General features: G+C 70.3%; 22 protein-coding genes and 2 pseudogenes. 14 read left to right on the forward strand and 10 right to left on the reverse strand.

Going from position 1 to position 23,997, the window contains the following annotated elements; all coding sequences use genetic code 11:
- The first annotated feature begins 6 nt into the window (after nucleotides 1–6).
- Nucleotides 7–828, forward strand: coding sequence for a helix-turn-helix domain-containing protein (locus ACZ4VF_RS20140; RefSeq protein ID WP_467927451.1), 822 nt, complete (start codon nucleotides 7–9; stop codon nucleotides 826–828).
- 404 nt (nucleotides 829–1,232) lie between these two features.
- Complete coding sequence (locus ACZ4VF_RS20145) at nucleotides 1,233–1,772, forward strand: NAD(P)-binding protein (protein WP_467927452.1); 540 nt, start codon at nucleotides 1,233–1,235, stop codon at nucleotides 1,770–1,772.
- Here the strand turns inward: ACZ4VF_RS20145 and ACZ4VF_RS20150 are convergent.
- A complete protein-coding gene (locus ACZ4VF_RS20150) occupies nucleotides 1,718–2,920 on the reverse strand; it encodes a glycoside hydrolase family 64 protein (RefSeq protein WP_467927454.1) in 1,203 nt (400 codons plus the stop codon). The two genes, ACZ4VF_RS20145 and ACZ4VF_RS20150, sit on opposite strands and share 55 nt — an antisense overlap.
- Before the next feature lie 92 nt (nucleotides 2,921–3,012).
- Nucleotides 3,013–4,290, reverse strand: coding sequence for a ricin-type beta-trefoil lectin domain protein (locus ACZ4VF_RS20155; protein WP_467927455.1), 1,278 nt, complete (start codon nucleotides 4,288–4,290; stop codon nucleotides 3,013–3,015).
- A 1,030-nt stretch (nucleotides 4,291–5,320) separates the two neighbouring features.
- On the opposite strand from ACZ4VF_RS20155, the gene ACZ4VF_RS20160 reads away from it, so the two are divergent.
- Both ACZ4VF_RS20160 and ACZ4VF_RS20165 read left to right on the forward strand, forming a co-directional pair.
- Nucleotides 5,321–5,869, forward strand: coding sequence for a GNAT family N-acetyltransferase (locus ACZ4VF_RS20160; protein WP_467927456.1), 549 nt, complete (start codon nucleotides 5,321–5,323; stop codon nucleotides 5,867–5,869).
- Between the two features lie 36 nt (nucleotides 5,870–5,905).
- Nucleotides 5,906–6,771 (forward strand): IS5 family transposase gene (locus ACZ4VF_RS20165; RefSeq protein ID WP_467927457.1). Its coding sequence is split into 2 segments (ribosomal slippage): nucleotides 5,906–6,548 and nucleotides 6,548–6,771, totalling 867 coding nucleotides; the frame shifts between segments, so codons are not numbered across the junction.
- Nucleotides 6,772–6,786: 15 nt separating this feature from the next.
- On the opposite strand, the pseudogene ACZ4VF_RS20170 reads toward ACZ4VF_RS20165, so the two are convergent.
- A pseudogene (locus ACZ4VF_RS20170) lies at nucleotides 6,787–7,353 on the reverse strand (SMI1/KNR4 family protein); the annotation flags it as partial.
- A 299-nt stretch (nucleotides 7,354–7,652) separates the two neighbouring features.
- Here ACZ4VF_RS20170 and ACZ4VF_RS20175 point away from each other — a divergent pair.
- Both ACZ4VF_RS20175 and ACZ4VF_RS20180 read left to right on the forward strand, forming a co-directional pair.
- Nucleotides 7,653–8,831 (forward strand): Cmx/CmrA family chloramphenicol efflux MFS transporter, encoded by a 1,179-nt coding sequence (locus ACZ4VF_RS20175; RefSeq protein ID WP_467927459.1) that lies wholly within the window; start codon nucleotides 7,653–7,655, stop codon nucleotides 8,829–8,831.
- Entirely contained in the window at nucleotides 8,828–8,953 is a 126-nt protein-coding gene (locus tag ACZ4VF_RS20180) for a hypothetical protein (protein ID WP_467927460.1), read from the forward strand. Before ACZ4VF_RS20175 ends, ACZ4VF_RS20180 begins: the two co-directional genes overlap by 4 nt.
- 167 nt (nucleotides 8,954–9,120) lie before the next feature.
- On the opposite strand, the gene ACZ4VF_RS20185 is transcribed toward ACZ4VF_RS20180, so the two are convergent.
- Together ACZ4VF_RS20185 and ACZ4VF_RS20190 are read right to left on the reverse strand one after the other, a co-directional pair.
- Nucleotides 9,121–9,288, reverse strand: a complete 168-nt coding sequence (locus ACZ4VF_RS20185; protein WP_467927462.1) for a hypothetical protein — start codon at nucleotides 9,286–9,288, stop codon at nucleotides 9,121–9,123.
- 392 nt (nucleotides 9,289–9,680) lie between these two features.
- A complete protein-coding gene (locus tag ACZ4VF_RS20190; protein ID WP_467927463.1) occupies nucleotides 9,681–10,061 on the reverse strand; it encodes a peptidase inhibitor family I36 protein in 381 nt (126 codons plus the stop codon).
- Nucleotides 10,062–11,188: 1,127 nt separating this feature from the next.
- Here ACZ4VF_RS20190 and ACZ4VF_RS20195 point away from each other — a divergent pair.
- The 4 genes and pseudogenes from ACZ4VF_RS20195 to ACZ4VF_RS20210 all read left to right on the forward strand — a co-directional run.
- Nucleotides 11,189–11,782 carry a UBP-type zinc finger domain-containing protein gene (locus tag ACZ4VF_RS20195; RefSeq protein ID WP_467927464.1) on the forward strand — a complete coding sequence of 198 codons (594 nt, stop codon included), beginning with the start codon at nucleotides 11,189–11,191 and terminating at the stop codon, nucleotides 11,780–11,782.
- A complete protein-coding gene (locus ACZ4VF_RS20200) occupies nucleotides 11,691–11,981 on the forward strand; it encodes a DUF427 domain-containing protein (protein ID WP_467927978.1) in 291 nt (96 codons plus the stop codon). Before ACZ4VF_RS20195 ends, ACZ4VF_RS20200 begins: the two co-directional genes overlap by 92 nt.
- A 193-nt stretch (nucleotides 11,982–12,174) precedes the next feature.
- Complete coding sequence (locus ACZ4VF_RS20205) at nucleotides 12,175–12,855, forward strand: class I SAM-dependent methyltransferase (protein WP_467927465.1); 681 nt, start codon at nucleotides 12,175–12,177, stop codon at nucleotides 12,853–12,855.
- A 299-nt stretch (nucleotides 12,856–13,154) separates the two neighbouring features.
- Nucleotides 13,155–13,643 (forward strand): annotated as a pseudogene (locus ACZ4VF_RS20210) (FAD-dependent monooxygenase); the annotation flags it as partial.
- Nucleotides 13,644–13,702: 59 nt separating this feature from the next.
- Here ACZ4VF_RS20210 and ACZ4VF_RS20215 read toward each other — a convergent pair.
- The 3 genes from ACZ4VF_RS20215 to ACZ4VF_RS20225 form a co-directional block, all read right to left on the reverse strand.
- The gene (locus ACZ4VF_RS20215) at nucleotides 13,703–14,257 is read right to left on the reverse strand and encodes a DUF305 domain-containing protein (protein WP_467927467.1); all 555 of its coding nucleotides are present in this window, start codon (nucleotides 14,255–14,257) and stop codon (nucleotides 13,703–13,705) included.
- Complete coding sequence (locus ACZ4VF_RS20220) at nucleotides 14,233–15,603, reverse strand: DUF1996 domain-containing protein (RefSeq protein ID WP_467927469.1); 1,371 nt, start codon at nucleotides 15,601–15,603, stop codon at nucleotides 14,233–14,235. Before ACZ4VF_RS20220 ends, ACZ4VF_RS20215 begins: the two co-directional genes overlap by 25 nt.
- Before the next feature lie 102 nt (nucleotides 15,604–15,705).
- The gene (locus ACZ4VF_RS20225) at nucleotides 15,706–17,436 is read right to left on the reverse strand and encodes a discoidin domain-containing protein (protein WP_467927470.1); all 1,731 of its coding nucleotides are present in this window, start codon (nucleotides 17,434–17,436) and stop codon (nucleotides 15,706–15,708) included.
- A gap of 322 nt (nucleotides 17,437–17,758) precedes the next feature.
- On the opposite strand from ACZ4VF_RS20225, the gene ACZ4VF_RS20230 reads away from it, so the two are divergent.
- Entirely contained in the window at nucleotides 17,759–18,751 is a 993-nt protein-coding gene (locus tag ACZ4VF_RS20230) for a LacI family DNA-binding transcriptional regulator (protein ID WP_467927471.1), read from the forward strand.
- Between the two features lie 270 nt (nucleotides 18,752–19,021).
- The gene (locus ACZ4VF_RS20235; RefSeq protein ID WP_467927979.1) at nucleotides 19,022–19,783 is read left to right on the forward strand and encodes a class I SAM-dependent methyltransferase; all 762 of its coding nucleotides are present in this window, start codon (nucleotides 19,022–19,024) and stop codon (nucleotides 19,781–19,783) included.
- 233 nt (nucleotides 19,784–20,016) lie between these two features.
- Here ACZ4VF_RS20235 and ACZ4VF_RS20240 read toward each other — a convergent pair whose 3' ends face one another.
- Nucleotides 20,017–20,403 carry a transposase gene (locus ACZ4VF_RS20240; protein WP_467927980.1) on the reverse strand — a complete coding sequence of 129 codons (387 nt, stop codon included), beginning with the start codon at nucleotides 20,401–20,403 and terminating at the stop codon, nucleotides 20,017–20,019.
- A 109-nt stretch (nucleotides 20,404–20,512) separates the two neighbouring features.
- Nucleotides 20,513–20,788 (reverse strand): transposase, encoded by a 276-nt coding sequence (locus ACZ4VF_RS20245; RefSeq protein WP_467927473.1) that lies wholly within the window; start codon nucleotides 20,786–20,788, stop codon nucleotides 20,513–20,515.
- Between the two features lie 802 nt (nucleotides 20,789–21,590).
- Here ACZ4VF_RS20245 and ACZ4VF_RS20250 point away from each other — a divergent pair.
- The gene (locus tag ACZ4VF_RS20250) at nucleotides 21,591–22,229 is read left to right on the forward strand and encodes a hypothetical protein (RefSeq protein ID WP_467927474.1); all 639 of its coding nucleotides are present in this window, start codon (nucleotides 21,591–21,593) and stop codon (nucleotides 22,227–22,229) included.
- Between the two features lie 83 nt (nucleotides 22,230–22,312).
- Nucleotides 22,313–23,566, forward strand: coding sequence for a hypothetical protein (locus tag ACZ4VF_RS20255; protein WP_467927475.1), 1,254 nt, complete (start codon nucleotides 22,313–22,315; stop codon nucleotides 23,564–23,566).
- The last annotated feature ends 431 nt before the right edge of the window (nucleotides 23,567–23,997 follow it).

The raw sequence follows: 23,997 nt of genomic DNA on the forward strand, positions 1-23,997 counted from the left end.
GGGGCCATGGCCGACACAGTGCTGGGAGCGTTCCTGCGGGCCCGCCGCGCCCGCCTCACCCCCGCCGACGTGGGACTGGCGGCGGGCGGACGGCGCAGGACGCCGGGGCTGCGCCGCGAGGAGGTGGCGGCCAGGGCGGGCATCTCGCCCGACTACTACACGCGGCTGGAGCAGGGCCGCCCCCGCGTGCCGACCCCGGCGGTGCTGGACGCCCTCGCACACGCCCTGCTGCTCGGCGATGCCGAGCGCGCGTACCTGCACACGATCGCCGTCCCCCGCCGGCCCCGCCTGGCCGGGGCGCCCGAACCCGTCACGCCGGCTTCCCGGGCGATGCTCAACGCGCTCACCGGTACCCCCGCCTTCGTCATTGGCCCGCGGTTCGACCTACTGGCCTGGAACCGGCTGGGTAGCGCGCTCATGGCGGGCCTGGCCGAACGCCCACCGCACCAGCGCAACCTGCTGTGGCAGGTCTTCTGCTGCCCGCACGGCGCCGCCACACCGGCCAACCGCGAGCCCGTCGGCTCGATCGGCGCCCAGATGGTGGCGGTCCTACGCGCCGAGCACGCCGTACGGCCCGCGGATCCCGGCCTGGGACGCCTGGTGGCCCGGCTGTCGGCGGCGAGCCCGGACTTCGCCGCGCTGTGGAACATGCACCGCGCGGGCGGGCCGGGCGAGGGCGAGCTGCGCGTGGCACACCCCCACCTCGCCACGGACACGCTCCCCTACACCCTGCTGACGCTCCCGACACCGGGCCACCGGCTCTTCGTCTGCCTGCCACCACCGGGCACCCCCGCCGCCTTCGACGCGCTGGCCGCATCCGCAACCTGACCACCCAGTAGTAGGCCTTGGTCAGGCTCGTATGGGTGTGGGTACGTCTTGGTGGCAGGTGGGCAGGCGCCGGTCGAGGTGGCGAGGAGAGTCCGCAGTCCCGGCACGTGTGTCACCAACCTACGGGGGCGGCACAGCCAAGGCCTTACCATCCCGGTCGTTGGCGGGTGTGGGCCAGCAGCCGGTGGAGGTCGCCTTGATCGGGTGAGGACGACCGACTTCCGCCCACGCAAGGTGGCCACGCACGCCCTGGTCGGAGGTCTCCTGAAGTGACTGGTTCCGGCGTGGGCGACCGAGCCGGCCGCAGTGGGACGTCGACGACGGCTACCAGCGCGACCCCTCCTCGCTGTCCGTCGACGCCGCAGGCGCGGCGGCGGGCACTGCGGGGGAGCAGGAGCCCGCGGTTGTCGGAGCATGGCGTGATCTTGGCCGGGGCCGGCCACAATGGGCTGGCGTGCGCCGCCTTCCTTGGACCCGCCGGACTTGAGGCCCTGGTGGTGGAGGCGAAGGAGTACGTCGGCGGCGGGGTGGTCACTCGCGAAGTCACCCTGCCGGGCTTCCGTCACGATCTGCACTCCACCGCGTACATCTTCATCCAGGCCAATCCGCTGCTCGTGCGCGACGAGCTCGGCTTGGAGTCCCGTTGCGGCCTGCGGTACGTCTACCGCGACCCTGTCATCGCGGTCGTTTGTCCCGACGGGCAGGCGGTCGTCTTCCACCGGGGCGTGGAGGCCACCCCTGCCGGCATCGCTCGCACTTGGTCACCGGGGCCGGCACAGCGCTGGGGCGGGAGATGCCGTCCGGGTGCCGTCGATGGGGGTTCCTGCGCCGGGCGCGGACCGGGTCGGCCGGTGTCGGCGGCGCGATCCGGTCCGCGACAAGGCGCGCGTCAGAACCGTGTCAGGGTCAGCCGGATTCCGGTGGGCGCGGTGTCCTGGATGTAGGAGGCGAAGTCGGCGACGTCGTCGAAGGCGAAGCCGTAGGCCCTGCCGTCCCGGGTCGCCGCGTGGATGGCTTTCGCGTAGTGGTTGGTGAGGTGGGTCCGGTAGAAGGCCGAGGCGTCGGTGACGGGCTGGTCGGGGTTGCTGAGGAGGGTGGAGCGGTTGAAGCCGGCGCCCAGGACGGCGGCGACGGGACCGGTGGTGCCGTCGTTCGGTGCGGCGAGGTTGCCGTCGCAGAAGAGGACGTCGCGGGTGGACGGCTTGCCGAAGGTGACCGGGGCCGGACCGTCGAACGTGAACCTGTCGGCGCGCACCCGGCCCGTGAAGGTGCCCGCGTTGGTGGTGATCTTGAGGTCCTTGCCGGTGTAGGTGCTCCACACCTGGTCGATGTACGAGGCGAAGTAGTCCTTGGCGAACAGGCCCGCGTCCAGGCCGTGTCCGGGAGCGATGACGCGCAGGTCGTCGACGACCAGCGGGGCGAACTCCGCGACCCGCTTGACGGCGCTGAACACCGAAGCCCGGCCGCCGTCGCGCAGGGTGCCCGTGGTCTGGTCCTTGGCTCCGGTCAGCCGGATGCTCATCGGCACGCTGAACATGTCGACCATGGTCGTGTTGCAGAACATACCCGCGGCGTTGTAGGTGAACTCGGCGCAGTCGTGCAGGACGCGGTAGTTGGGGTCGGAGGTCACCCAGCCGGCCGGGTACTGCAGTGCCGGGTTTCCGTTGCCGTCCTTGACGACCTTGAGCTTCAGCTTCTGCCCGAGCGACACGTATATGCGGCCCGACATATAGGGGAGCTTGAGGGTGGCCTCTCCGCTCGCGGGCAGGGAGAGGGCGTAGTCGGTGAAGCCGTCCGCGCCGTTGTCGGACAGGGCTATCGCGGCCAGGGTGCCGTCAGGGGTGACCCGTACCTGCTTCCCGTCCTGGTTGCCGACGATGTAGACGTGCACCGAGGCGTTGTTGAACGAGCCGCTGTCGTTGACGATCGTCAGTGGCAGCGCGCCCGTGGCGGCGGCCCTCGTGCCGTTGTCGGTCGTACCGGCGAGGGCGTAGGGACCGAGGGCTGCGACGGCGGGGGCGGCCACCGCCGCTCCGCCCAGGGCGACAAACAGCTTGCGGCGGGTGAGACTGCGCTGGTGACGTGCTGCCATGTGCCGTACCTTTCGTTGGTACATGTGCCTCTGGGAGGCGAGTGGGGGGTGGGTGGGGTTCGTGGGGTGGGGTGGGCCGTCCGCCCTGCGGGTCAGCCCACGGTCCACTTCTGGTTGGCGGTGCCGCCGCAGGTCCAGATCTGCAGCCGGGTTCCGTCGGCGGCCGAACCGCCGGTGGCGTCCAGGCACTTGTCCGCCCCGACATTGGTCAGGTCGTGGGCGGCGGTGTGGGTCCACTGCTGGGCCTTGCTGCCGTTGCAGGTGTGGAGCTGGACGGGGGTGCCGTCCCCGGTGGAACCGCCGTGCACGTCGAGGCACTTGCCCAGCGCGCGGACGGTGCCGTCACTGCCCAGCGTCCACTTCTGGGCGTCGGCACCGGTGCAGTCGTGCAGTTGGATCGGCGTCCCGTCCGCGGTGGATGCGCCGGCGACGTCGACACACATACCGCCGATGCCCTTGATGGCACCGCTCTTGCCCGTCGATCCGGTCGAGCCGCCCGTGTCGGAAGTCGAGACGCGGACGTAGTCGACGGTCATCGTCTGCGGGAAGGAGGTGGCCGAGTCGGGGCTGCCGGGCCAGTCGCCGCCGACGGCGAGGTTCAGGATGAGGAAGAACGGGTGGTCGTAGACCCACTTCTTGCCGCCGAGGTCGGCCGGCGTGCGCGTCTCGTAGACGTGGCCGTCCACCGACCAGGTGATCGCCGTCGGGCTCCAGTCGACGGCGAAGACGTGGAAGTCGTCGGCGAACGCCTTGCCGTCGGGCAGGGTGTAGGCGGCGCCGAGGCCGCCGGAGCCGGAATAGCCGGGGCCGTGGATGGTGCCGTGGACCACGCCGGGCTCGTGACCGACGTTCTCCATGATGTCGATCTCGCCGCTGTTGGGCCAGCCCGCGCTCCCGAGGTCGTTGCCGAGCATCCAGAAGGCCGGCCAGACTCCCCGGCCGCGCGGGATCTTGATGCGGGACTCGAAGTGGCCGTACGCCTGGCTGAAGGTGCGGGCCGTGTTGAGCCGGGCCGACGAGTACTGGCACGTCCCGTTCCAGCACTGCAGTCCGGAGTCGGTGTTCTTGCGCGCCGTGATCACCAGGTGGCCCTCGCCGTCCAGGGCGGCGTTCCGGTTGCCCGGCGTGTAGTACTGCAGCTCGTGGTTGCCGTTGCCCGAACCACCGGTCTCGAGCGTCCACTTGGCGGGGTCGGGGGCGCTTCCCGCACTGCCGTCGAAGTCGTCGGACCAGGTCACCGTGGTGGGTGCGGCGCTGGCCCGGTTCGCGCCGGAACCGGTCGTGGTGATGAGGACGGCGGTGACGAGAGCGACGGCGACCAGTGAGACCAGTCCGCCGAGCGTCCACCGCCGAGCGCGATGAGCTGCCATGGCTGGGATGACACCTTGTCTTGTGGGGGATTCAGGTGGTTCCGCCCGTACGGCGGGCCGCGGACGAGGAGACGGAGCGTTCCGCTTGAGAGCGCTCTCTCGGCTGCGGTGAGCCGCGGGTGGACTCCGATGGTACGCACGGCGGTTACCTCGTCCAACTTGCCTGTGGCGCGCTCAACGGCCTCTGAACTGCGGTTACTTGGGGGGCGAGTCGAGACTCAAGATCGCTTAAGGAGTGTTTAAGCCTCTCTTAAGCGAAGCGGCTCCGAGTCGGACGCCCATCGGAATGGTCAATTCCGGCGTTGTGGCCGCATTCGCACACAAGGGCCGTACTCGAACCCGCGCATGACATCGCCATTCAGATTCGGACAGAAGACCTGCATGCCGCGTGATCTCGGCGGGATCGCCCCGCCCGGCCCACCCGGCCGGGCAGCGGCGGGGGCGGGCGGTGTCGGCGGGGCGGGCAGTGTCGGTGGACTCCGTCAACTCCGGGGCGGCGAAGATGCCGGGGGGACAGTCGCGTGCAGGCGGTGGTACGCGCGGATCCGCTTCGCGTCGTCGAGGATCGCCCACATCCTGTCGCACCGGCCCCGCCATCCGGCGCGCCTCGTCCATGACGGCCAGGTCGAAGGGCGGGACCGCGTAACCCGTGTACCGGGATTCCTCGATCTTGTTCAGGGAGGGCGCAGATCACCGTCAACCCTGGATCCGGTCCGGTCGGGCCCCTCCCCCACCACCGACATCGCCGCCGCCGGCACGAGCGGGTCGCTGGCCGACAGGACCCGGGCGCCTACCTCCGGGGAGGAGACGATCACCATGTGCTCCTCATGACCGCCCCCGCGCCGACCGGCGCCGTCTGCGCGGCCCGTGCCCCATGAGCGAACCTTCACCCCGTCGGGGGGGGGAGCGTTCGGTTCGGATGCTGGTCCGGTGTGCGGCTGAGCGCTCACCGGACGCGTGTCCTTCCGGTTCCACATCCGTGTGCGAAATCCGTGTGCGGGCCGCCCGGAGCAGCCCTTACCCTCCGGGCATGGATCTTCGTGAAGAACTTCCGAGCGACAGGCAGGCCGTGCGGGACGTTCACCTGCAGGCGTTCGGTGACCATGGCCTTGTCGTGGCCGACCTGGTCGACACCCTGCGGGACACCATGACACCCGAGAACGGTCTCTCGCTGGTCGCCGAGCACGACAGGCAGGTCGTCGGCCATGTCATGTTCACCCGCAGTCTTCTCGACGCGCCTCGCCGACTGGTTGACGTCCAAGTCCTCAGTCCTGTGGCTGTGGTGCCTGAACTCCAGAAGCGGGGTATCGGTTCGGCCCTGGTTCGACACGGACTGGGGGTCCTCGCCGAGAGGGCTGTTCCGCTCGTCTTTCTGGAGGGTGATCCGGGCTATTACTCGCGTTTCGGCTTCGTGCCCGGTGGCGACCTGGGCTTCCGAAAGCCGTCGCTGCGCATCCCGGATGGTGCCTTTCAGGTCATTCGGTTCCCGGCCCATCAGCCATGGATGACGGGGACGCTCGTCTATGCGGAGCCGTTCTGGCGGCATGACGCAGTCGGCTTGCGCGACCCCGACGCCTAGCGCGTGTCTCTTTGATGGTTGGCCAGTTGATCGGATGTGTCCGTCCGATCAGTGATCACCGATGCGATATGGGACCGGATCCGGCCGCTGATACCAGCGGATCCGGACCGCGGACGGCGATGGGCCGACCACCGCCGCGCCCTGGATGCCACCGCGTGGAAGTACCGCACCAACTCGCCCTGGCGGGACTCTCCCGAGGAAGTCGGCTCGTTCCAGACCGCTCACAAGCGGCTGGTCAGACGGGGCCGTCGACGGCACCCGGGAAATGATCCTCGCCGCCGTTCTGGCGTCTGCAGACGCCCACGCCGACATCGACATCGACCGGACGTGCCGGTGGACTCCACGGTCGTCCGGACCCACCAGCACGCTGCCGGAGCCCTCAAAAAAGGGGGGCCCCACCCAGGCGAGCCCGCCGATCACGCGCTCGGACGCTCCCGCGGCGCGCTGAGCACCAAGGTTCACCTGGGGGCAGACTGCCGCGCACGGCCCCTTACTCCCACCGTTACCGCAGGCCAGGCAGGTGATGCACCCGCCTTCGAGACGGTGATGTCCCGCATCCGCGTGCCCCGCCCCGGCTCGGGCAGGCCCCGGACACGGCCTTCGGCCGTTCCGGCCGACCGCGCATACTCCTCACCTGCCATCCTCAGCCACCTGCGGCGCCGGGGCATCCGTGCGGTCATCCTCAGCCGTCCGACCAAGTCGGCCACCGCCAGCGGCGATGCCGAATCGATGGCCGTCCCCCCGCCTTCGACAGCGAGGCACACAAGCAGCGGAACACCGTCGAGCGGTGCATCAAGCGTCTCAAGCAGTGGCGCGGACTGGCCACACGAATCGACAAGCTCGCGATCGCCTACCAGGCGGCACTCCACCTCGCGGGCATCCTCATGTGCACCCGACGCTGACCAAAAGGACAGAACCTAGCGGCGGACAACAGGCTCCGGTGCAAGGCGTGGCCCCCATTCCGGCGGCAACAGAGCCCACGAACCGTGGTCCAACCACTCCCGGAACTGGACGGGCCGGGCCCCAGCGACGTGGTCCAAAGAGAGCGGGACGATCCGGTCGCAAGTAGCTCGTCCGTCCCACCACACCGTGCCGGCCAGCGGGCCGGTCAGCGCCAACAGAGTGGAGAAGCCGCAGCCGTGCTCTTGGATGACGACCGCACCGGCCGTCTTCAGGTCCTCGAACCTGTCGGCCTCGTCGGCCCAGGCACGCCAGGCTGTCCGATACGCGGCGTCGTCCTCGAACGCCTCAGCATGTGGCTCACGCGCCATCAGATCGTCGTCGCTCCCCGCGTGGGAGTCGGGATGCGGAAAGGGAATGGCCAGCAGCTCGCGCCGCCACTCTTCATTGCCGGCCCACCACCAGCCACGCCCGGTCCGCTCGAGCTGGAAGAGCGCCCCGCCCGCGCTTACCTCGCGCAGATACACCCGGTACTCGTCTGGAAAGGACACACCGAGTTCACGCTCGGCCTCGACGATCTCGGCTTCAGTGAGGGGGCTCTGTCATGGGGCGAGCTTAGTTGTTGCGAGCAGGGACGCTGGTGACGCAGGGATGGCCGTGAAAGCAAGATGCTTCGACGGGCATCCGTCGGGTAGCGTGCGGGGCATGTCGAGTCCTGAGTCAGACAAGGTAGGGGCTTTCGGTCACGCCGTCAGCCCCCTGCTCCACTGAGCTCCTAGCCTCGTCGTCGCGCCGCCTTCTGCGGTGAGACGAGTGTGCGCCCGGGGCTGGCCGCGGTGACGAGATGACCTTCTCGTGCCTCGCCTCACCTCGGAGCCACTCGATGCCCCTCCCCCTGTACCTGCTTGCCCTGGCGGTCTTCGCCATGGGCACCTCGGAGTTCATGCTCGCCGGCCTCCTGCCGGACATCGCCTCGGATCTCGACGTCACCGTCGGGACAGCGGGCATGCTCACCTCGGCCTTCGCGATCGGCATGACCGTCGGCGCCCCCCTGGTGGCCGCGCTTGCCCGCAACTGGCTCAGGCGCCCGGCCCTTCTCGGGTTCCTCCTGGCTTTCGCGGCAGCTCACGCCGTGGGCGCCGTCACCACGAGCTTCCCCGTCGTGTTCGCCACCCGAGTCGTCGCCGCGCTCGCCAACGCGGGGTTCCTCGCCGTCGCTCTGACGGCTGCGGCCGGGCTGGTCTCACCCGACAGGAAGGGACGCGCGTTGGCCGTGCTGCTGTCCGGCACGACCGTGGCCATGATCGCCGGTGTCCCCGGTGGGTCGGTGCTCGGCACGGCACTCGGCTGGCGGGCCACCTTCTGGGCCGTCGCCGCTCTCTGCCTGCCTGCCGCTCTCGGCATCCTGAACGGCATCCCCGCAGGACGTGGCGAGAATGAGGCCGCCGGCCGGCCGACGTTGCGGGGGGAGCTCGCCCAGCTCGTCCGGCCGCGGTTGATCCTGGTGATGCTGCTCGGCGCGCTGGTGAACGCGGCGACCTTCGCCAGCCTCACCTTCCTCGCTCCTGTGGTGACCGACATCGCCGGGCTGGGCGAGTTGTGGGTTCCTGCCGCGCTGGTGCTCTTCGGTGCCGGCTCCTTCGTCGGCGTCACCGTCGCCGGACGGCTGTCCGACCGAAGTCCCGGACTGGTCATCGCGGTCGGCGGTCCGTTGCTGCTCGTCGGCTGGCCGGCTCTGGCGGTGCTGGCCGACGAGCCGGTCGCCCTGCTCATCCTGGTGTTCGTGCAGGGCGCGCTGTCGTTCGCGCTGGGCAGCACGCTGATCACGCGGGTCCTCTACGAGGCCGCGGGAGCCCCCACAATGGCCGGCTCGTATGCGACCGCGGCGCTCAACGTGGGTGCCGCCGCCGGCCCCGCCGTCGCTGCGGCCACGCTCGGCACCAGAGCCGGGGTCCTCGGGCCGCTCTGGGCCAGTGGACTTCTCGTCGCGGTCGCGCTGCTCATCGCCTTCCCCCTCCTCACCGTCATCACGGCCGACCGGAGCACCGAGGTGCTGCGGTGACCCACGCGAACACCCCCTTGACCATCGAGGGACGCAGACGGCTCGTGGAGCGCTGCCGCACCCGTCCGATCGCGCACGTCGCCGCCTTGACCGGTGTCTCCCGCGCCTGCCTGTCCAAGTGAAGATCCGCTGCGACACGCACGGCGAACTCGGGCTGCGGGACCGCCCGAGCGTCCCGCGGTCTTCACCGACCCAGATCCCTTCCGGCGTCGTCGAACGGATCGAGCAACTACGGCGGGACAACAAGCGGTCCGCCCGCCGGTTCATCGTCGAGGAGGGCATGTCCTTCTCAACGCACAAAGGCCTGGGAGACCTCCCTCGACCCGGCTACGCCGCCAGGAAGGCCCGCGTCGAGCACCTCTGCGCGATCGCGGACGGCGAGGTCATACGCGAGGACGACGAGCCCGTAGTCGTCGTCCGCCTGGATGAGTTCGGCCCGCTCGACCTGATGCTCCACCCCGGGCGGCAGTGGGCCGAGCGTGGCGACGGCACAAGGACCCCGAGCGAGATTCGAGGCTCCGTCGGCGGACGACCTACAACCGTCCACACGGGGTCCGGCACCTGTTCGCCGCCTACGACCTGGGTAAGGACGAGCCCTACGGCCGCATCAAGCCCGCACCTGACCATAAGAAGGACTCCCGGGTCGGCGATCGGGCCGCAGCCGACAACTCGAGCTCGCCTTCACACCGACCAACAGCTCCCGCCTGAACCGCATCGCGGCCCAGTTCGCCTCCCGGCGCTACTTCGCCCTGGACGGCACCGACCACGCCGGCCGGAACGTTGGCGTGTCCGGCCAGCGCTTCCGGGGCGGCCTACCGGGGTCTGTCCTGGCGTTGCCTCGGGCGTGGGTCAGCAGGACGTCGTCCAGCGACTGGACGCTCCCCGACCGGCAGCCGAGCGGTTGTCGGAGACTTCCTGGCCGGGCCCGAGGCAGAGAGTGACGCTGCCTGTGTAGTTGCGCCCGCTGTAGACCGCGACGTGATCCTTGACTCCGGGGCTGGACTGGGCGTGGTTGGCCCAGGAGGCGTCCATCTGCGACACGTCGCTTTCCCACTCTTCATCGTCGCCGCTGAAGGTGACCCGTTGGCCGGTGAAGTTCGGTCCGGTCCACACGCAGAAGTTCCCAGCAGGGCAGATGGCGGCTGATGTGGCTGAGGCGGGGGCGAGGGCGGTGGCAATTGCTCCGGCGGCAAGCAGCGCAGTGGCCAGAACGGCGGTCGGACGCTTCACAGGAAAGATCCTTCAGTCGATGTCGAGATGAAGAGGAAAGGCTGCTGCGACGGAACGCTCTTACGCCGCCGCTCGGTGACCCGCCCGCCGCCTCGGCGCGGACGACCACCCGCGGGCGACAGATGCCCAGCCTTCCGTTGATTACTACGGCATCGTCAACCGGCTTCCACCCATCATCAGCGTGTCGCGCTGGGCAGTGACCGGAACGAGTGTCGGACCTCTCAGAGGGCTGACGATTCTCATCACGCGGGCGGTTCCATCTGGTGGGGCGGTGGACCAAGGCGATCTCGACGTCGAGATCGCGGACCTGGCGCATCCAGCGGTCGGCGTCGCCGAGGTTCGCCGCGGCGCAGACGGAAGAGGTGGAGACAGTAGGTGGCGTTGCCGGCGCCGGCGGGCCGGCGACCGGTGCCCGAGTACGGCCGGCCAGCCGGACAGGCGGGCGGCCCTCGAGCCCGCCAGTGCTCGCCTTCATCGTCACGGGTGGCAACACCAACGACTGCACCCCGTTCAGCGCCGTGACGGAGGCAATCCGGGTGCTCCGCACCGGCCCTACGGCCCCGGGTGCGGCCCTCGCGCGTCCTGGGTGGCAAGGGCGCTACCGGTCAGGCTCCAGGGCGGTAAGCACCTGGCTGCGTCGGCTCGGGATCAGCCACACCCTTCCCGAGCGAGCCGACCAGGTCCGCAACCGGTCGAAGCGCGGCAGTCGGGGGGCGGCCCCGGCTCCCGATCGCGATACCTACAAGCGGCGCAACGTGGTGGAACGGCGCTTCAACAAGCTGAAGCAGTGACGCGGCATCCCCACTCCGTACGACAAGATCAGCAAGTCCTACCAGGCAGCCTTCACCCTCGCAGCCCCCCGTTCGCTCGACGAGGTCTGCAAGGCTGCGCCGTCCGGCGTCGGACGAGATCCGTGACCTGCCGGCCCCCGCCGATGCCTCTGTGTCGTCAATGCCCGAGCGCTTGGCGCATCCGAGATCAGCGGTCTGCATCCTCAGCGCGGTGTCGGGGCGAAGCAGCTGTAGCACCGATGACTACAGAGGAGGGACCGTGATCGACACGGATGCCTGCCAGGAGCAGAGGCGGCGGACGTGCGTGATGCCGCCTCGGTCGGCCGGTGATCACCGATGACGAGATGGACGCCCCGGCCCGACGGTGGACGGCCGTCCGGGAAGCCTTGTTCCCACACCTGGACGCCCGACCCGACGCCGCTGACCGCGTCGTGCCCGGCCTGTGCGGCGCGCGGACGGGCGCCGGCCGATCTGCTGCTCTGCCTGACCTGCGGCTACGTGGGCTGCAACGACAGCTCTCCCGGAGCCCACGCCACGGCCCACTTCGAGGCCGACGGGCACCCGGTGGTCCGCAGCCTGGCACACGACTGGGCCTGGTGCTACGAGGACGAGGTGTACCTGGATCCGCTGGACGAGCCCGCGCCGCGGTCCGCTCCGCGCGCACCCGAGTCCGTCTGGGACTACCCGCGGCCTCCCGCCATGAGCCAGGACGACCGCGTCGTGGTCGTAGAGTGCGCCGGCCTGGTGCTGGTCGAGAGCCGCAGGACGATCCGGGTGCTGGAGACCAGCCATCCCCCCGTGTTCTACGTCCCCCCCGCAGGACGTCCGTACGGAGCTCCTGTTCCCGGCGGCCGCGGGGCGGACCTGGTGCGAGTGGAAGGGGGCGGCCCGGTACTGGGACGTCGTCGTGGGCGACGACGTGCGCGCTAGCGCCGCCTGGACGTATCCCCGTCCCGAGCCCGCGTACGCGGCCCTCGCCGACTTCTTCGCCTTCTACCCGAGCCGCGTGGACCGCTGCACGGTCGCCGGGGAAGTGGTCACGGCGCAGGAGGGCGACTTCTACGGCGGCTGGATCACCTCGGAGGTGCGGGGGCCGTTCAAGGGGGCGCCGGGCACACAGTTGTGGTGAGGAGTTCGCGGGGCCGCTCGAGCGCCCGCCGGGCCGGCCTCCGCCAGTTCGATCACCAGACGGGCGTCTCCACCGGCGCCGCCCTGCACGCGGCGATCGGCGTCGGCAGGAAGGCCGTCCGGTCCGGGAGGCCGTTTTGCCGGAACGGCAACAGGAGTGGCGTGACCGGGCCACGATGGGTGACGTTGGGGCCATGACCGACGACATCACAGTGGGATCGCCCGCGTCCGACACTTCCCTGCCTGGCGACGGATACGTCGGAGACCCTGCGGTGCGGGCGGAGTGGGACAACCGGTACGCCGACCGACAGCAGTTGTGGAGCGGCCGGCCCAACGGTGCGCTCGTGGCCGAGGTCGCCGGGCTCACGCCCGGGCGGGTGCTCGACGTCGGCTGCGGCGAGGGCGCGGACGCCGTCTGGCTCGCGCGCGGCGGCTGGGACGTGACCGCTCTCGACGTCTCGGGCGTGGCGCTGGAGCGGGCGGCCGGGCACGCGCGGGACGCAGGCGTCGCCATTCGCTGGGTACACGCCGCGCTGACGGAAGCAGCGCTCCCGCCGGCCTCCTTCGACCTCGTCTCCGCGCAGTATCCCGCCCTGCTGCGCACCCCCGACGCCGCAGCCGAGCGAGCGCTGCTCGCGGCCGTCGCGCCCGGCGGCGTGCTGCTGCTCGTACACCACGCGGGGATGGACACCCAGCAGGCGCACGACAGCGGCTTCGACCCGGCGGACTACGTCTGGCCCTCGATGGTCGCCGCCCTGCTCACCGACGACTGGGAGGTGGAGGTGAACGAGCAGCGACCACGCGTGGCACCCGACGGCGGCGCCGGCGCGCACCATACCGACGACCTGGTGCTGCGTGCGCGGCGGCTGCGCTGAGCCCCTCGGCTCGCAGGAGGCCCGGCATCTGGGCGGACTGGATGACCGAGCCACCGAGAACGGGTTGCGGCCTCTCATAGATCAAGGGTGTCTCCTCGCGCCAGTTGGCGAAGGGCCCGTGCAGGCAGGCCAGGCGGCACCGGCTCCACCGGTCAAGGTGGAGGTGGGTGACAGACGATCCGTACCCGGTGCCCGGGCCGCAACCGCGGCGACGACCGCACGGGCGGGAGGCTGTCGAAGGTGTCCAGGCGGTGATGTTCCCCTATACGCCGTGGGACACATGCTGGCTGTGGGACAGCTTCCTCGCCCACCGGTAGACCGACGGTAGCCTGCGCGTCTACACCGCCCTGCGCGCCTGTGAAGGCCGGCTGGACATCGTCGACTACGGCGCCGCGCCACCGCGAAGGCCGCAGTCCTCGCGCACTTCGCCGGCTGGGGCGAAAGTCTGCGCGGCCTCGTCGCCGACGTCGACGGCGCGCTCGTCCCGCGGCGCGCGCCACGCCTTGCCCGACGGGCACCGCTGGGGCCGTGTCCCCGGCATGACCCCGCTCGTCGACGCGGCCCACCCTATGCCCCCTCCGGCGGCGGGGCGTCCACCTGGCAATGCCGGACGGCGCCCAGCTCGCCGAGGCCGTCGCCGCCCGCGCCCGGGCGACCCGGAGGCGGCCCCCGCCGCATACGAGGAGGCACTCTTCCCGTGCAACGAGGCGTCCGCCGCCTAGTCCGCCGTCAGCCCGGAGACGATGGTCGGCGAGAGAGGGCTGGAGCCGGTGATCGAGTTCTTCACGTTCGTGGGGCGGCGGTGCGTGACGGCGGCTCCGCCCCCGGCCGGACGGCGACGGCGGCCTCACATGACCGCGTCGAGGCGGGTGATCTGCTCGGCCACAGCTCCTTCGATCGCGGCGGCGAGGTCCTTCGCCTGCTCGGCGCTCCCCGACGTGCGTTCGCTCGCACACAGCATGCGGACCTGCACGAGGTGGGCCCGCATGCTCTCGGTGAGGAGGCGGTCGAAGTTCTCCCCGGACACGGTCTTCGCCCTGCGCACCGTGTCGAGAGTGACCATGCCGGGCATGTTGTGGCCCTCGTGGGGGCGGGTGTCGGGCACGCCCGAGAGCCTCAGCAGCCGTCGCAGGCCGACGAGTTCGTCCTCGAGTCTCCTTCCCGTATCCTTCGCCCACCCGGCCAGGGCCGGGCGGGCGGCGTGTGCGGGCGCCAAGTCGGTGAGCAACCGGGCCCGTTCGTCCATGGGGATCATCAGCTGGATCCACGCGGTGTCGGTGTCGTTGAAGGCGGCGGGCGCGGGCCGGTCGGTCGCCGGCTGCGGGCTGCAGCCGGCGACCGCCAGGCCCAGGAGCAGGGCGGCCGCCGTCCGCCGGGTCAGAAGGTTCCGGCGGAGTTGCACTTGGCGCTCTGCACGATGCAGTCCTTCACGCGCTGTCCCAGGGCCGCGGTGTCCCAGGCGTTGAAGAAGTCGCCGTGGATGGACGAGGCCATGCCCGATGCCAGGGAGAACCCGTCGGCGCTCCCGCTGGTCGGATAGCTGATGACGAACGAGACCGACGGAATGGCGACCGGGTAGGCGCCGCTGCACTTGCCGTCGTAGGTGAAGGCGACGTGCGACTTGTGGTCCGGGCTGTCGAGGTGCTTGCCGTCCCAGCAGTCCGGGAACACCAGCTGGTACACCAGCTTGGCGGTCGGCGCGCACAGCGGCCAGTTGCCGTCGGTACTGCGGCCGGTCTCGCCGCCCGGTCCGGCGCACCAGAACTGGTTGGGCGAGCCGGCCGGGGTCGCCACCTGCAGCTTGGCGTTGCCCGCGATCATGCGGAAGCCCTGCGGGAACGGCACGGTCGCCGTGGGGTCGGGCAGCCGCGATCCGTAGTAGACGATCATCCCGTCGGGTTCGACCGCCTTGCCGCGCTCGTAGAGCGTGGGGATCCAGTAGGCGGAGAGGTCCTTGGCGGGTGTGCAGCTCGTGCCCGTGTTGCCCAGCAGGCTCTGGGTCGTGGTGAAGGCGTCGGTGCTCTTGTTGCCGAAGAAGCTGTGCATGTGGGACGCGCCCGGCAGACCGGGGGCGACGATCGGGTCGTCCGGCTTGGAGTGGCTGTAGGTGCAGGTGGCGTTGAACTCGGGGACGCGCACCGCGTTGGCGGGCACCGGCGCCGGGGTCATGGCCCGGAACTGGGTCAGCTGGGCCTGCCACTTGGCCTGGTCGACGTCGACCCAGCCGGGCGCGGGCTCGTCGCCACCGCTGACGAACGAGAACCAGTTGATGTTGACGAAGTCGCCGGGCGTGGTGCTGCGCAGCACCGCGAACACGGTCTGGGGTCCGGTCGGGTGGGTGGTGACGTCGGCGCTGCGGGTCGCCCAGGTCTGCCAGCCCCCGGTGGGGTCGACCTGGATCACGGCGAGCAGGGGCCCGGTCAGGGAACCGGTGCGCAGCTCGACGGAACCGCTGCCCGTGGCGGAGGCCAGGCGCGCCGACACCGTCAGACGGCCGGCGGCCCCGAGGTCGACCTGGTCGAACCGCATCCAGTCGCCGTCGGCCAGGTAGGCGGCGTTCTGCCCGCCGCCCATGTCGGCGGTCGTCTCCAGGGCCACGCCGGACTGTGCCGCGTAGGACTCGGCCTGGACGGTGATCGTGGCGGCCCGCGCGGCGGGGGCGCCGAGGGTGATGCCGAGGGCGGCGGCCAGGGCGATCGCCAGGGCACCGACCAACACGGGATGGAGGTGTAAGGAGTATCTGCGCATGTCGCTTCCTCATCGGAGGGGGTGGGGCGTGGTGTGGGTGCGGTCCGGCCCGCGACGCAGGGGTCCGGGCCGGACCTGACAGGAGTGCCGCTGCCGGCTGCGCTACTGGTACACGCGTACGTAGTCGACGAGCATCCGGGACGGGAACGGCGTCGACGCGTCGGTCGGGCCGGGCCAGTCGCCGCCGACCGCGAGGTTGAGGATCATGTAGTGCGGGTGATCGAAGATCCAGGGACCCCGGGTGCGCTCCACCTGGTCCTTGTCCAGGGTCAACACGGTGCGCCCGTCGAGACTGAAGACGATGCCCTTGCTGTTCCAGTCGGCGGCCCAGGTGTGGAAGTCGTCCGAGAGGTCGGCGCCCGACGGCAGCCGGTACGGCGAGCCGATCCCGCCGCCGCCGTTGTAGGCGGGGGCGTGCACGGTCGAGTAGGCCGTCTTCACGTCCTTGCCGAGGACCTCCATGATGTCGACCTCGCCGTTGTACGGCCACGGACGACCGGTGAGGAAGTCGGCGCCCATCATCCAGAACGCGGGCCACAGCCCGTTGCCCCTGGGCACCTTGATGCGGGCCTCGACACGTCCGTAGGTGAACTGGAAGGTGGCACCGGTGTTCATGCGGGCCGAGGTGTACTGGCAGGTGGTGCTGCCGGTCAGCGGGTCCGGCGGGCAGGCCCGGCCGGGGCTGGCCTCCTTCCGGGCCTCCATGACGAGGTGGCCGCCGCCGTCAAGGGCGGCGTTCTGGTGGTCGGTGTAGTACTGCAGTTCGCCGTTCTGCCCGGTGCCGGGGTCGGCCCGCCACTTCGCCGGGTCGGGCTTGCTGCCGGCGGCTCCGTCGAAGTCGTCGCTCCAGACCAGCCGCGGCGGCTGCGCCGGGTCCGGCGGCAGCGGCGGGGCCGGGACGGGGGCGCCTCCGGTGCCGTACACCTGGAACTCCCACAGGGAGTAGCCGTAGGGGGTGGCGCGTTCGGTGCCGTACATCCGTACGTAGCGTCCCGTGCCGGAGACCGCCAGGGTCTGTTTGAAGCCGGTGCCGGACGTGGTCGAGTAGACCGGCGTCCAGTCGGTGCCGTTGGGCGAGACCTGGATCTGGAAGGACTTGGCGTAGGCCGGGTCCCACTGCAGGACGACCTTGGAGATCTGCGCGGTCGCGCCGAGGTCGACGGAGATCCAGCCGGGGTCGGTCCAGCCGGTGGTGGGGCTGGTCGCCCAGCGGGAGGCGGGGTCGCGGTCGAAGGCCCGGGCGGGAGTGCACTCCCAGCAGTTCTGGTCGCTCTGCGAGGAGGAGGCCGCGCCCGTCTTCCCATACGACAGCAGCGTGTCGCCACCACCGCCGCCCGGGTCGCCGCCGGTGCCGCTGGTACCGAAGACCTGGAACTCCCAGAGGGAGAAGCCGTATCCGGTGCCGCGCTGGGTGCCGTACATGCGGACGTAGCGGCCGGTGGCCGTCAGGGTCAGGTTCTGGGTGCCGCCGGTGCCGTCCGTCGTCTCCTGGACGGTGGACCAGGTCTCGGCGTCGTCCGACACCTGGATGCGGAAGGCCTTGCCGTAGGCGGCCTCCCACTGGAGGGTCACGCGGCTGATGCGGGCCGGGGCCCCTAGGTCGACCCTGATCCACTGCGGGTCGGAGAAGGCGCTGGACCAGCGCGTCGCCGGGTTGCCGTCGACGGCTCCGGGCGCGCCGAACGGGTCTTCGGTGCTCGACGCGACGACGGGCCGGCCCTGCGACAGCAGGGTCTCGGCGGCATGGGCCCGGGACGCGGGCAGGCTGACGAGAGTGAGCAGGACGGCCGCGAGGACGGCGGGTAAGCCGATGCGGCGGAGCAGGGGATGCACGGGTGACTCCTCAGTGGGGGAAGGGTGAGGGAGCGCTCCCTGAGGGGTGAGAATGGGTCGGTCCCGATGGACTGTCAAGGCTTTGAGCAACAGGCCTGTAACACCCCTGACGCACAGCGCCGGTTCCGGGGAACGGTTTCTGAGATCCACTCCGGCGGTACGCACGAACCCGTCGACAGGCGGCCGGAAGTGATCAGTTGGAGGCGAGTTCCCCTACCAGGACGCTGGAGAAGCGCCGTTGACAGGCGGATCGGGCCGAGGCCATCCTGAGGGGAAAGCGCTCCCTGGACTCGAGGATCGGGGCACCGGTGATCGGAAGGCGATGAAACGACCCACGCTCGCGGTGGTCGCCGCCCGGGCCGGCGTGTCCAAGTCGAGCGTCTCCCGGGTCATCAACGGGGAGACCACCGTCGCGCCGGAGATCCGGGACGTCGTCATGCAGGCGGTGCGGGAACTCGGGTACGTGCCGAACGCCGCCGCCCGCAACCTGGTCACCCGCCGCACGGACGCCGTGGCCGTGGTCGTCTCCGACCCGCCCAAGGGCGTGGTGTCCGACGACCCGCTGTTCTCGACCGTGGTGCGCACCGTCAGCCGGGAGCTGGAGGCCGTCGGCAAACGCGTGGTGCTGATGCTCGCCGAGTCCGACGAGAGCCGCGCCCGGGTGGAGCGCTACGTGGCGGGGGGCCACGTGGACGGCGTGATGCTCGTGGCACTGCACGGCGCCGATCCCCTGCCGGCCGCGCTCGCCCGCATGGGCCTGCCCGTCGCGTCCTTCAACCGCACCGCCGCGACGGACGTCCCCTACGTGGCGCTGGACAACGCCGGCGGCGCGGAGCTGGCCGTACGGCACCTGCTCGACCGGGGCAGACGCCGCATCGCCACCATCACCGGGCCGCTGGACCTGTACGAGTCCCGTGAACGGCTGGAGGGATACCGGGCGACCCTGCGGGACACCGGGCGCCGTTCCATCGTCGCGCTGGGCGACTTCACCCGGATGTCGGGCGCGGAGGCCATGCGGCAGCTGCTCGAGGACGACCCGGACCTCGACGCGGTGTTCGCGGCCAACGACCTCATGGCCATCGGGGCGTTGCGCACCCTGCACCAGGCGGGCCGCCGGGCCCCCGACGACGTCGCCGTCGTCGGTTTCGACGACATCGAGGCCGCCTCCTACACCACGCCCGCGCTCACCTCGGTGCGCAGTTCCATGGCCGACCAGGCCACCGCGACGGTGCGTCTGCTGCTGGCGCTCATCGAGGGCGGCCCGAGGAAGCCGGTGATCATGCCGAACGACCTCGTGGTCCGCGAGTCGAGCTGAACGGACGGCGGACGTTCGCGTCACGGCGCAAGTGCCGGGGTGGCACCGGCACAGCGGAGGCACCCACATGCGGTGGACCGACTGAGCGGGCGGGAACTCATCGGGGGCGGCTGAAGCCAGTGCCGCGTCAGAGAAGGTTTTCCCCGCCAACTCGTCAGGCAGGGCCGGCTCCAGGGTGTGGGGCGGCGCGGCAGCGCAGAGGTCTCCGGGTGCGGCACTACCGTCATCAGGATGACGGGAATCAATGCCGACCAGCGGTGGTCCGAGTCCATGCCGGCGGCCTATGAACAGTACCTCGTGCCCGTGGTCTTCCGGCCCTTCGCCGAGGACCTGACCGCGAGGGCGGCAGCACTCCACCCGCGGCGCATCCTCGAACTGGCTGCAGGGACAGGTGTATTGACTTCGGACTTGCTCGCCGCGGTACCGTCGGCCGACGTGACGGCCACCGACCTGAGCGAGGCCATGGTCGCCTTCGGGTCGGCCCGGGCCCCGGGCGCGGAGTGGCGCCAGGCCGACGCGCAGCGGCTGCCTTTCCCGGACGGAGGCTTCGACCTGGTGGTCTGCCAGTTCGGCGTGATGTTCTTTCCCGACCGGGTCGCGACATTCACCGAGGTGAGGCGGGTGCTGGCCGCGGGCGGCCGGTTCTTGTTCAACACCTGGGGCCCACTCAGGACGCACGCCTTTGAAGTGGCGCTGCAGGCAGGGCTGGAACGGGCCTTCCCGGTCGACCCGCCACGGTTCTTCCCCACGGTTCCGCATGGCTACGCCGACCCTGCTGTCGTGGTCGCCGATCTGGCGGCCACCGGGTTCGCCGTCGAGGAGGAGCAGGAGCTGACGCTTGAAGGCCGGGCCGAGTCGACCGCCGACCTTGCCACCGGCTACCTCACCGGAACACCGGTGCGCGCGGCAGTCGAGGAGCGCGGCGACGGACCAGCCGTCCGGGCCACCGTCATCGAGGAGATGACGACCCGTCTGGGCCCGGGGCCGGTCACCGCCCCGATGACGGCGTACGTCTTCCGCGCCGCGGCCTGAACGCAGGACACGCCCGCCCCGAGGACGAGCACGAGCCGATGTCGACGGGGCGCGTCGCGGTGCGCCCTGGCGCTCATTGCGCAACCTCCGTACCGGGACCCCTCGTAGTCGTGGGCTGGTGGATGTGTCGGGCCTGCCAGAATCGGCGGATGCTGAGCATCGGAACGCTTGTGATGGGGGGCCGCCGGTGAGCGGGGGGCCGACCGGGAGCCCCGGCCCCGCCGCCGGGCGACCTACACGCGCCCCCACGGGATCAGATTGTGGCGCTTGATGCATCGCTCGACGGTGTTCCGCTGCTGCAGACCTCGCTGTCGAAGCGGGGCGGCCGGCCACCGAGTCGGCCTCGCCGCCGACGGTGACCGACTTGGTCGGACGGCTGCGGGATGACTGCGCGAATACCCCCCGCGCCGCAGGTGGCTGCGGATGGCGCGTGAGGAGTACGCGCGGTCCGCCAGAACGGTCAGGGGCCGGGTCCGAGGCCTGCCCGGGCCATTGCGCGGGACGCGGATGCGAGACATCACCGCCTCGAAGGCGGGTGCGTCGCCCGCTTGGCCTGCGGCGACGGTGACGGCGAGGGACCGTGCTCGGCCGCCTGCGGCCAGGTGGACCTTGGTGCTCAGTCCGCCGCGGGAGCGTCCGAGTGCGTGATCGGCGGGTTCACCGGAGCGGGCCGCCCCGCTTTGAGCACCCCGGCAGCGTACTGGTGACCTTGAACGACCGTGGAGTCCATTACACCGTCCAGTCGATGTCGTCGTCGGCGTTCGCCGCCGCCAGGACGGCGGCGAGGATCATCTCCCAGTGGCCGTCGACGGCCCATCTGATCGGCCGCTTGTGAGCGATCTTGAACGAGCCGAGTTCGTCGGGAAGGTCGCCCCAGGGCGAGTTGGTGCGGTACTTCCACGCGATGGCCTCGAGCGTGCGCCGGTGGTCGGCCCACCGCCGTCCGCGAACCGGATCGGGCGGCATCAGCGGCTCGATCCGGTCCCACACCGCATCGGTGATCACTAATCGGACAGACACATCCGATCAACCGAACAACCCATCAAAGAGACACGCGGTAGGCTGCCAGGGCGAGCAACCCGGCCGTCAGGGTCAACCGGCCGCCGAGCACCGGCATAGTCCGCGTGTGCCGAGTACCAGGACAACAGGTGTCCGGATGGGCGACGATGGTGGCGTCCGAGGCCAGCCAGCGCGGATACCACCGGCCACAGGCCGCGCCGCCAGGAGCGGTTCCCCGAGCTTCGGCCGCTCCTCGTACCTCTGCCGCACCAGCGGTTCCCTGCGGGACAGAGTCGGTCGTTCTGCAGTCCCCGGCTTGGGCGTGTCTCCGGTCGGCGAGGCGAGTCGCCCCGCAGCGGCGAGGAGGGTGATGCGCTATCCGGCACCCGGCGCAGGCGAAACCCTTGCCGGTGCCGACGGCCGCCTGAACGTGCCGACCCGGCTGCTCGCCCTCGCCGTCAGACGGCTCAAGATGCGGGCCGTGACCGACCTCCAGGTGGCGGCCCGTATTGCCCCCGGATCGGACCGGTGCCCGTACTGTCGACGCGGCCCTCGACGAATCATCCAACGTGGCGGGCCAATGCGCGCCCGAGCAGTGGACGGCGTGGGGCAGCCTTCGCGAGCCAGATGTGTGAACCGGGGCCGAGATCTATCAGCTGCGGCGTGCCGCAATGGCATTCAGGAGCGGCTTCGCTCTTAGCTGGAGTCGTCTCGCGGCTCAGCACCTTCTACGCCTACCTGATCGACGCGACCGGAGGAGAAGACATTGGGCGCACAACGGTCCACTGTGATGTCCCGTGCTGCGACTATGCGCCGTATCGACGCACTGTTCCAGGCTATGGAGACCGACTTCCTCCTGCGGGAGCAGTTCATCACCGGTCCGTCCCAGGTCCTGAGCGAGTACCTTGGGGGCCCATCTATTTCGCGGGAGCAAGCGGCACTTGCCGACCGGCTCATCTACTCGGTATTCGCCAACCCCGAGCTCCTGCAGTGGTTCCAGGAGTACCTGCACCGTCACACGGACAACGTGCCCAGTGGGAGGCAGTTCATGGCCGACTTCTGCGAGGCGACTGTCAGCCATGGCGGCCGGGACGTCGTGGCAGCCTTGCTGGAAGGGTGTGTGGCAGAAACCGGAATCCACGGGTTCACCGATGAGCTGCTGCACTACTTCGTCAACCTTCACGTCGCCCAGACACTCTGCGGTGACGGGGACGGCAAACGGGACGGGGAGCCGGGGGCGGAGCAGGAGGACGTCGGCATGCAGGCCCGGGGCAACACTCCGTTCGTGACCAGCATGACGTGGGAAACTTGGACCAAGATCCAGTCGTCGGAAGACGGCCAGGCGATCAGCGCACACTTCGTTCCCCCGTACGCCGCAGTGACCCTCAATGGTCTGGCCCGCTACGCAGTGGAGCTCCAGGCACACGACGCCTTCCGGCTCGTGTGATCCACGTGGGCACGCCGTGGGACCCCAGATCGGCGGTCGCCCGCGCGAGGGCGACTGTCAGCGTCGGCCGTGCGGAGGAGGAGGTGCGCGCTCTCAGCAACTTCCTCCACGCCGCCCCCCAAGACCGTCCGGTCCGACGCGAGTTGGTGCTCTTGCTGGCTGCCTCGGAGCGCTGGGACGAGGTGCTGCCATTGTTGCGCGATGACATGCGCACGGGGGCCGATGGCTTGGCGTGGGCGCCGGACGTGCTCAATGCGGCTTTGGAGCACGGCGACTTCCCCCTCGCCGGGGGGTGGGCCTCGCTCTTCGCCCAGCTGCGCTGGGGCGCTTCCTCTGATCCGGCCGAGCGCGCGGCCATCGCACTGAGTGCTCCCAAGTTGCAGCACGACATCGACCAGATGCATTACCTTCAACGCTTGGGCGTGTTGGGGACGGGATACAGCCGGGTCATCGATGCCTACCAAGTCGTACACGACCGGTTGGTGGCCCAGGGCCCCGAAGCTCGGGAGCCCTTGGACTCCGATGCCAACCGGTGCGTCGCCGAGACCTACAACCGTCTGCTGCATGTACGCAACACACCGCGCGTGGCGCGTGCCCTGTCCCGTCGCTGGGATCCCTTAACCGTTGAGGAGCAGTACCTGGCGAACGCACCCGGCGTGGTGTACGTCGATGACTTTCTCACCGAGGAGGCGCTGGACGAGCTGTATCGGTTCTGTTTGGAGTCGACGGTGTGGTTCGGTAATCGCTACGCCCACGGCCGGCTCGGCGCGCTCATGCAGAACGGGTTTGTCTGCCCCCTGCTCATGCAGATCGCCGAAGAACTGCGTGACGCCCTGCCTCGGCTCATCGGCAACCGATACCCGCTGCGCCAGATGTGGGGCTTCAAGTGCGGCCCCCAGGTACCCGCTGACGTCACCACGCATGCTGACTTCGCCGCCGTCAACGTCAACTTCTGGGTCACTCCGGACAGCGCTAACACCGACGATCACTCAGGCGGCCTGGTGGTGCACAACGTCGATGCCCCCTTGTCCTGGGGCTTCGAGACCTACAACGGTCGCCAAGACCTGATCCGGCCGTTCCTTCAACGCCGACGGGCCCGCAGCATGACGATCCCCTACCGTCAGAACCGAGCCGTCATCTTCAACTCCGACCTCTTCCACGCCTCAGATGCCATCCGTTTCAGGCCCGGCTACGAAAACCTGCGCATCAACGTCACGATGCTCTACGGCGACCGTGAGGAGGAAGCACACCATCCACGGCTGTCCGGCTCTGAGGCGGTAGTTGGCACGCCCGCCTGGAGGTCGGCGGCCTTCAGACGGGCGAAGGCGAGAAGTTGACCGGAGGACATTTACGCGCCCGCTCCAGCCGGGGCGTGCTTGTACATCCATAGACAGACACGGCCTCGCTCGGCACGGAAATCGCAACGGCGCAGATGGGCCGTTGAGCGATGCACACGTGGAGGCGGGCGATGCGTCGGGGGCTGTCACTGCCTACCCCGAGTTGCTCGGGAACTGGATCCAGGTGGTGGGGCGCGGTCGGCAGCCGCAGTCTCACCTGGACCGATTGGCCGCTACACCCTCGCCCCCGCCTGCGCTCCCCTGCCCTCGCCTTCCGGCGTGGGCGGCGGCTGCTGCGGTCGCACCCCCCGCTTTTCCCCGCCAGTAGGGGGCCACACCTCGTGGTCGACGTGCCACTTGGGCCGGTAGATCAGGCGCGAGCGTTCGCCGTGCTTGTGGGAGGCCAGAGCGGTCGATCGGCCAGCGGCGAC

The sequence above is a fragment of the Streptomyces sp. NPDC029151 genome, assembly GCF_055564315.1.

Coding starts and splice junctions, on each gene's coding strand:
- ACZ4VF_RS20140 (WP_467927451.1), top strand. CDS start 7: ATGGCCGACACAGTGCTGGGAGCGTTCCTGCGGGCCCGCCGCGCCCGC.
- ACZ4VF_RS20150 (WP_467927454.1), bottom strand. CDS start 2,920: ATGGCAGCACGTCACCAGCGCAGTCTCACCCGCCGCAAGCTGTTTGTC.
- ACZ4VF_RS20155 (WP_467927455.1), bottom strand. CDS start 4,290: ATGGCAGCTCATCGCGCTCGGCGGTGGACGCTCGGCGGACTGGTCTCA.
- ACZ4VF_RS20160 (WP_467927456.1), top strand. CDS start 5,321: ATGGATCTTCGTGAAGAACTTCCGAGCGACAGGCAGGCCGTGCGGGAC.
- ACZ4VF_RS20175 (WP_467927459.1), top strand. CDS start 7,653: ATGCCCCTCCCCCTGTACCTGCTTGCCCTGGCGGTCTTCGCCATGGGC.
- ACZ4VF_RS20195 (WP_467927464.1), top strand. CDS start 11,189: ATGACGAGATGGACGCCCCGGCCCGACGGTGGACGGCCGTCCGGGAAG.
- ACZ4VF_RS20205 (WP_467927465.1), top strand. CDS start 12,175: ATGACCGACGACATCACAGTGGGATCGCCCGCGTCCGACACTTCCCTG.
- ACZ4VF_RS20220 (WP_467927469.1), bottom strand. CDS start 15,603: ATGCGCAGATACTCCTTACACCTCCATCCCGTGTTGGTCGGTGCCCTG.
- ACZ4VF_RS20230 (WP_467927471.1), top strand. CDS start 17,759: ATGAAACGACCCACGCTCGCGGTGGTCGCCGCCCGGGCCGGCGTGTCC.
- ACZ4VF_RS20235 (WP_467927979.1), top strand. CDS start 19,022: ATGCCGGCGGCCTATGAACAGTACCTCGTGCCCGTGGTCTTCCGGCCC.
- ACZ4VF_RS20250 (WP_467927474.1), top strand. CDS start 21,591: ATGCGCCGTATCGACGCACTGTTCCAGGCTATGGAGACCGACTTCCTC.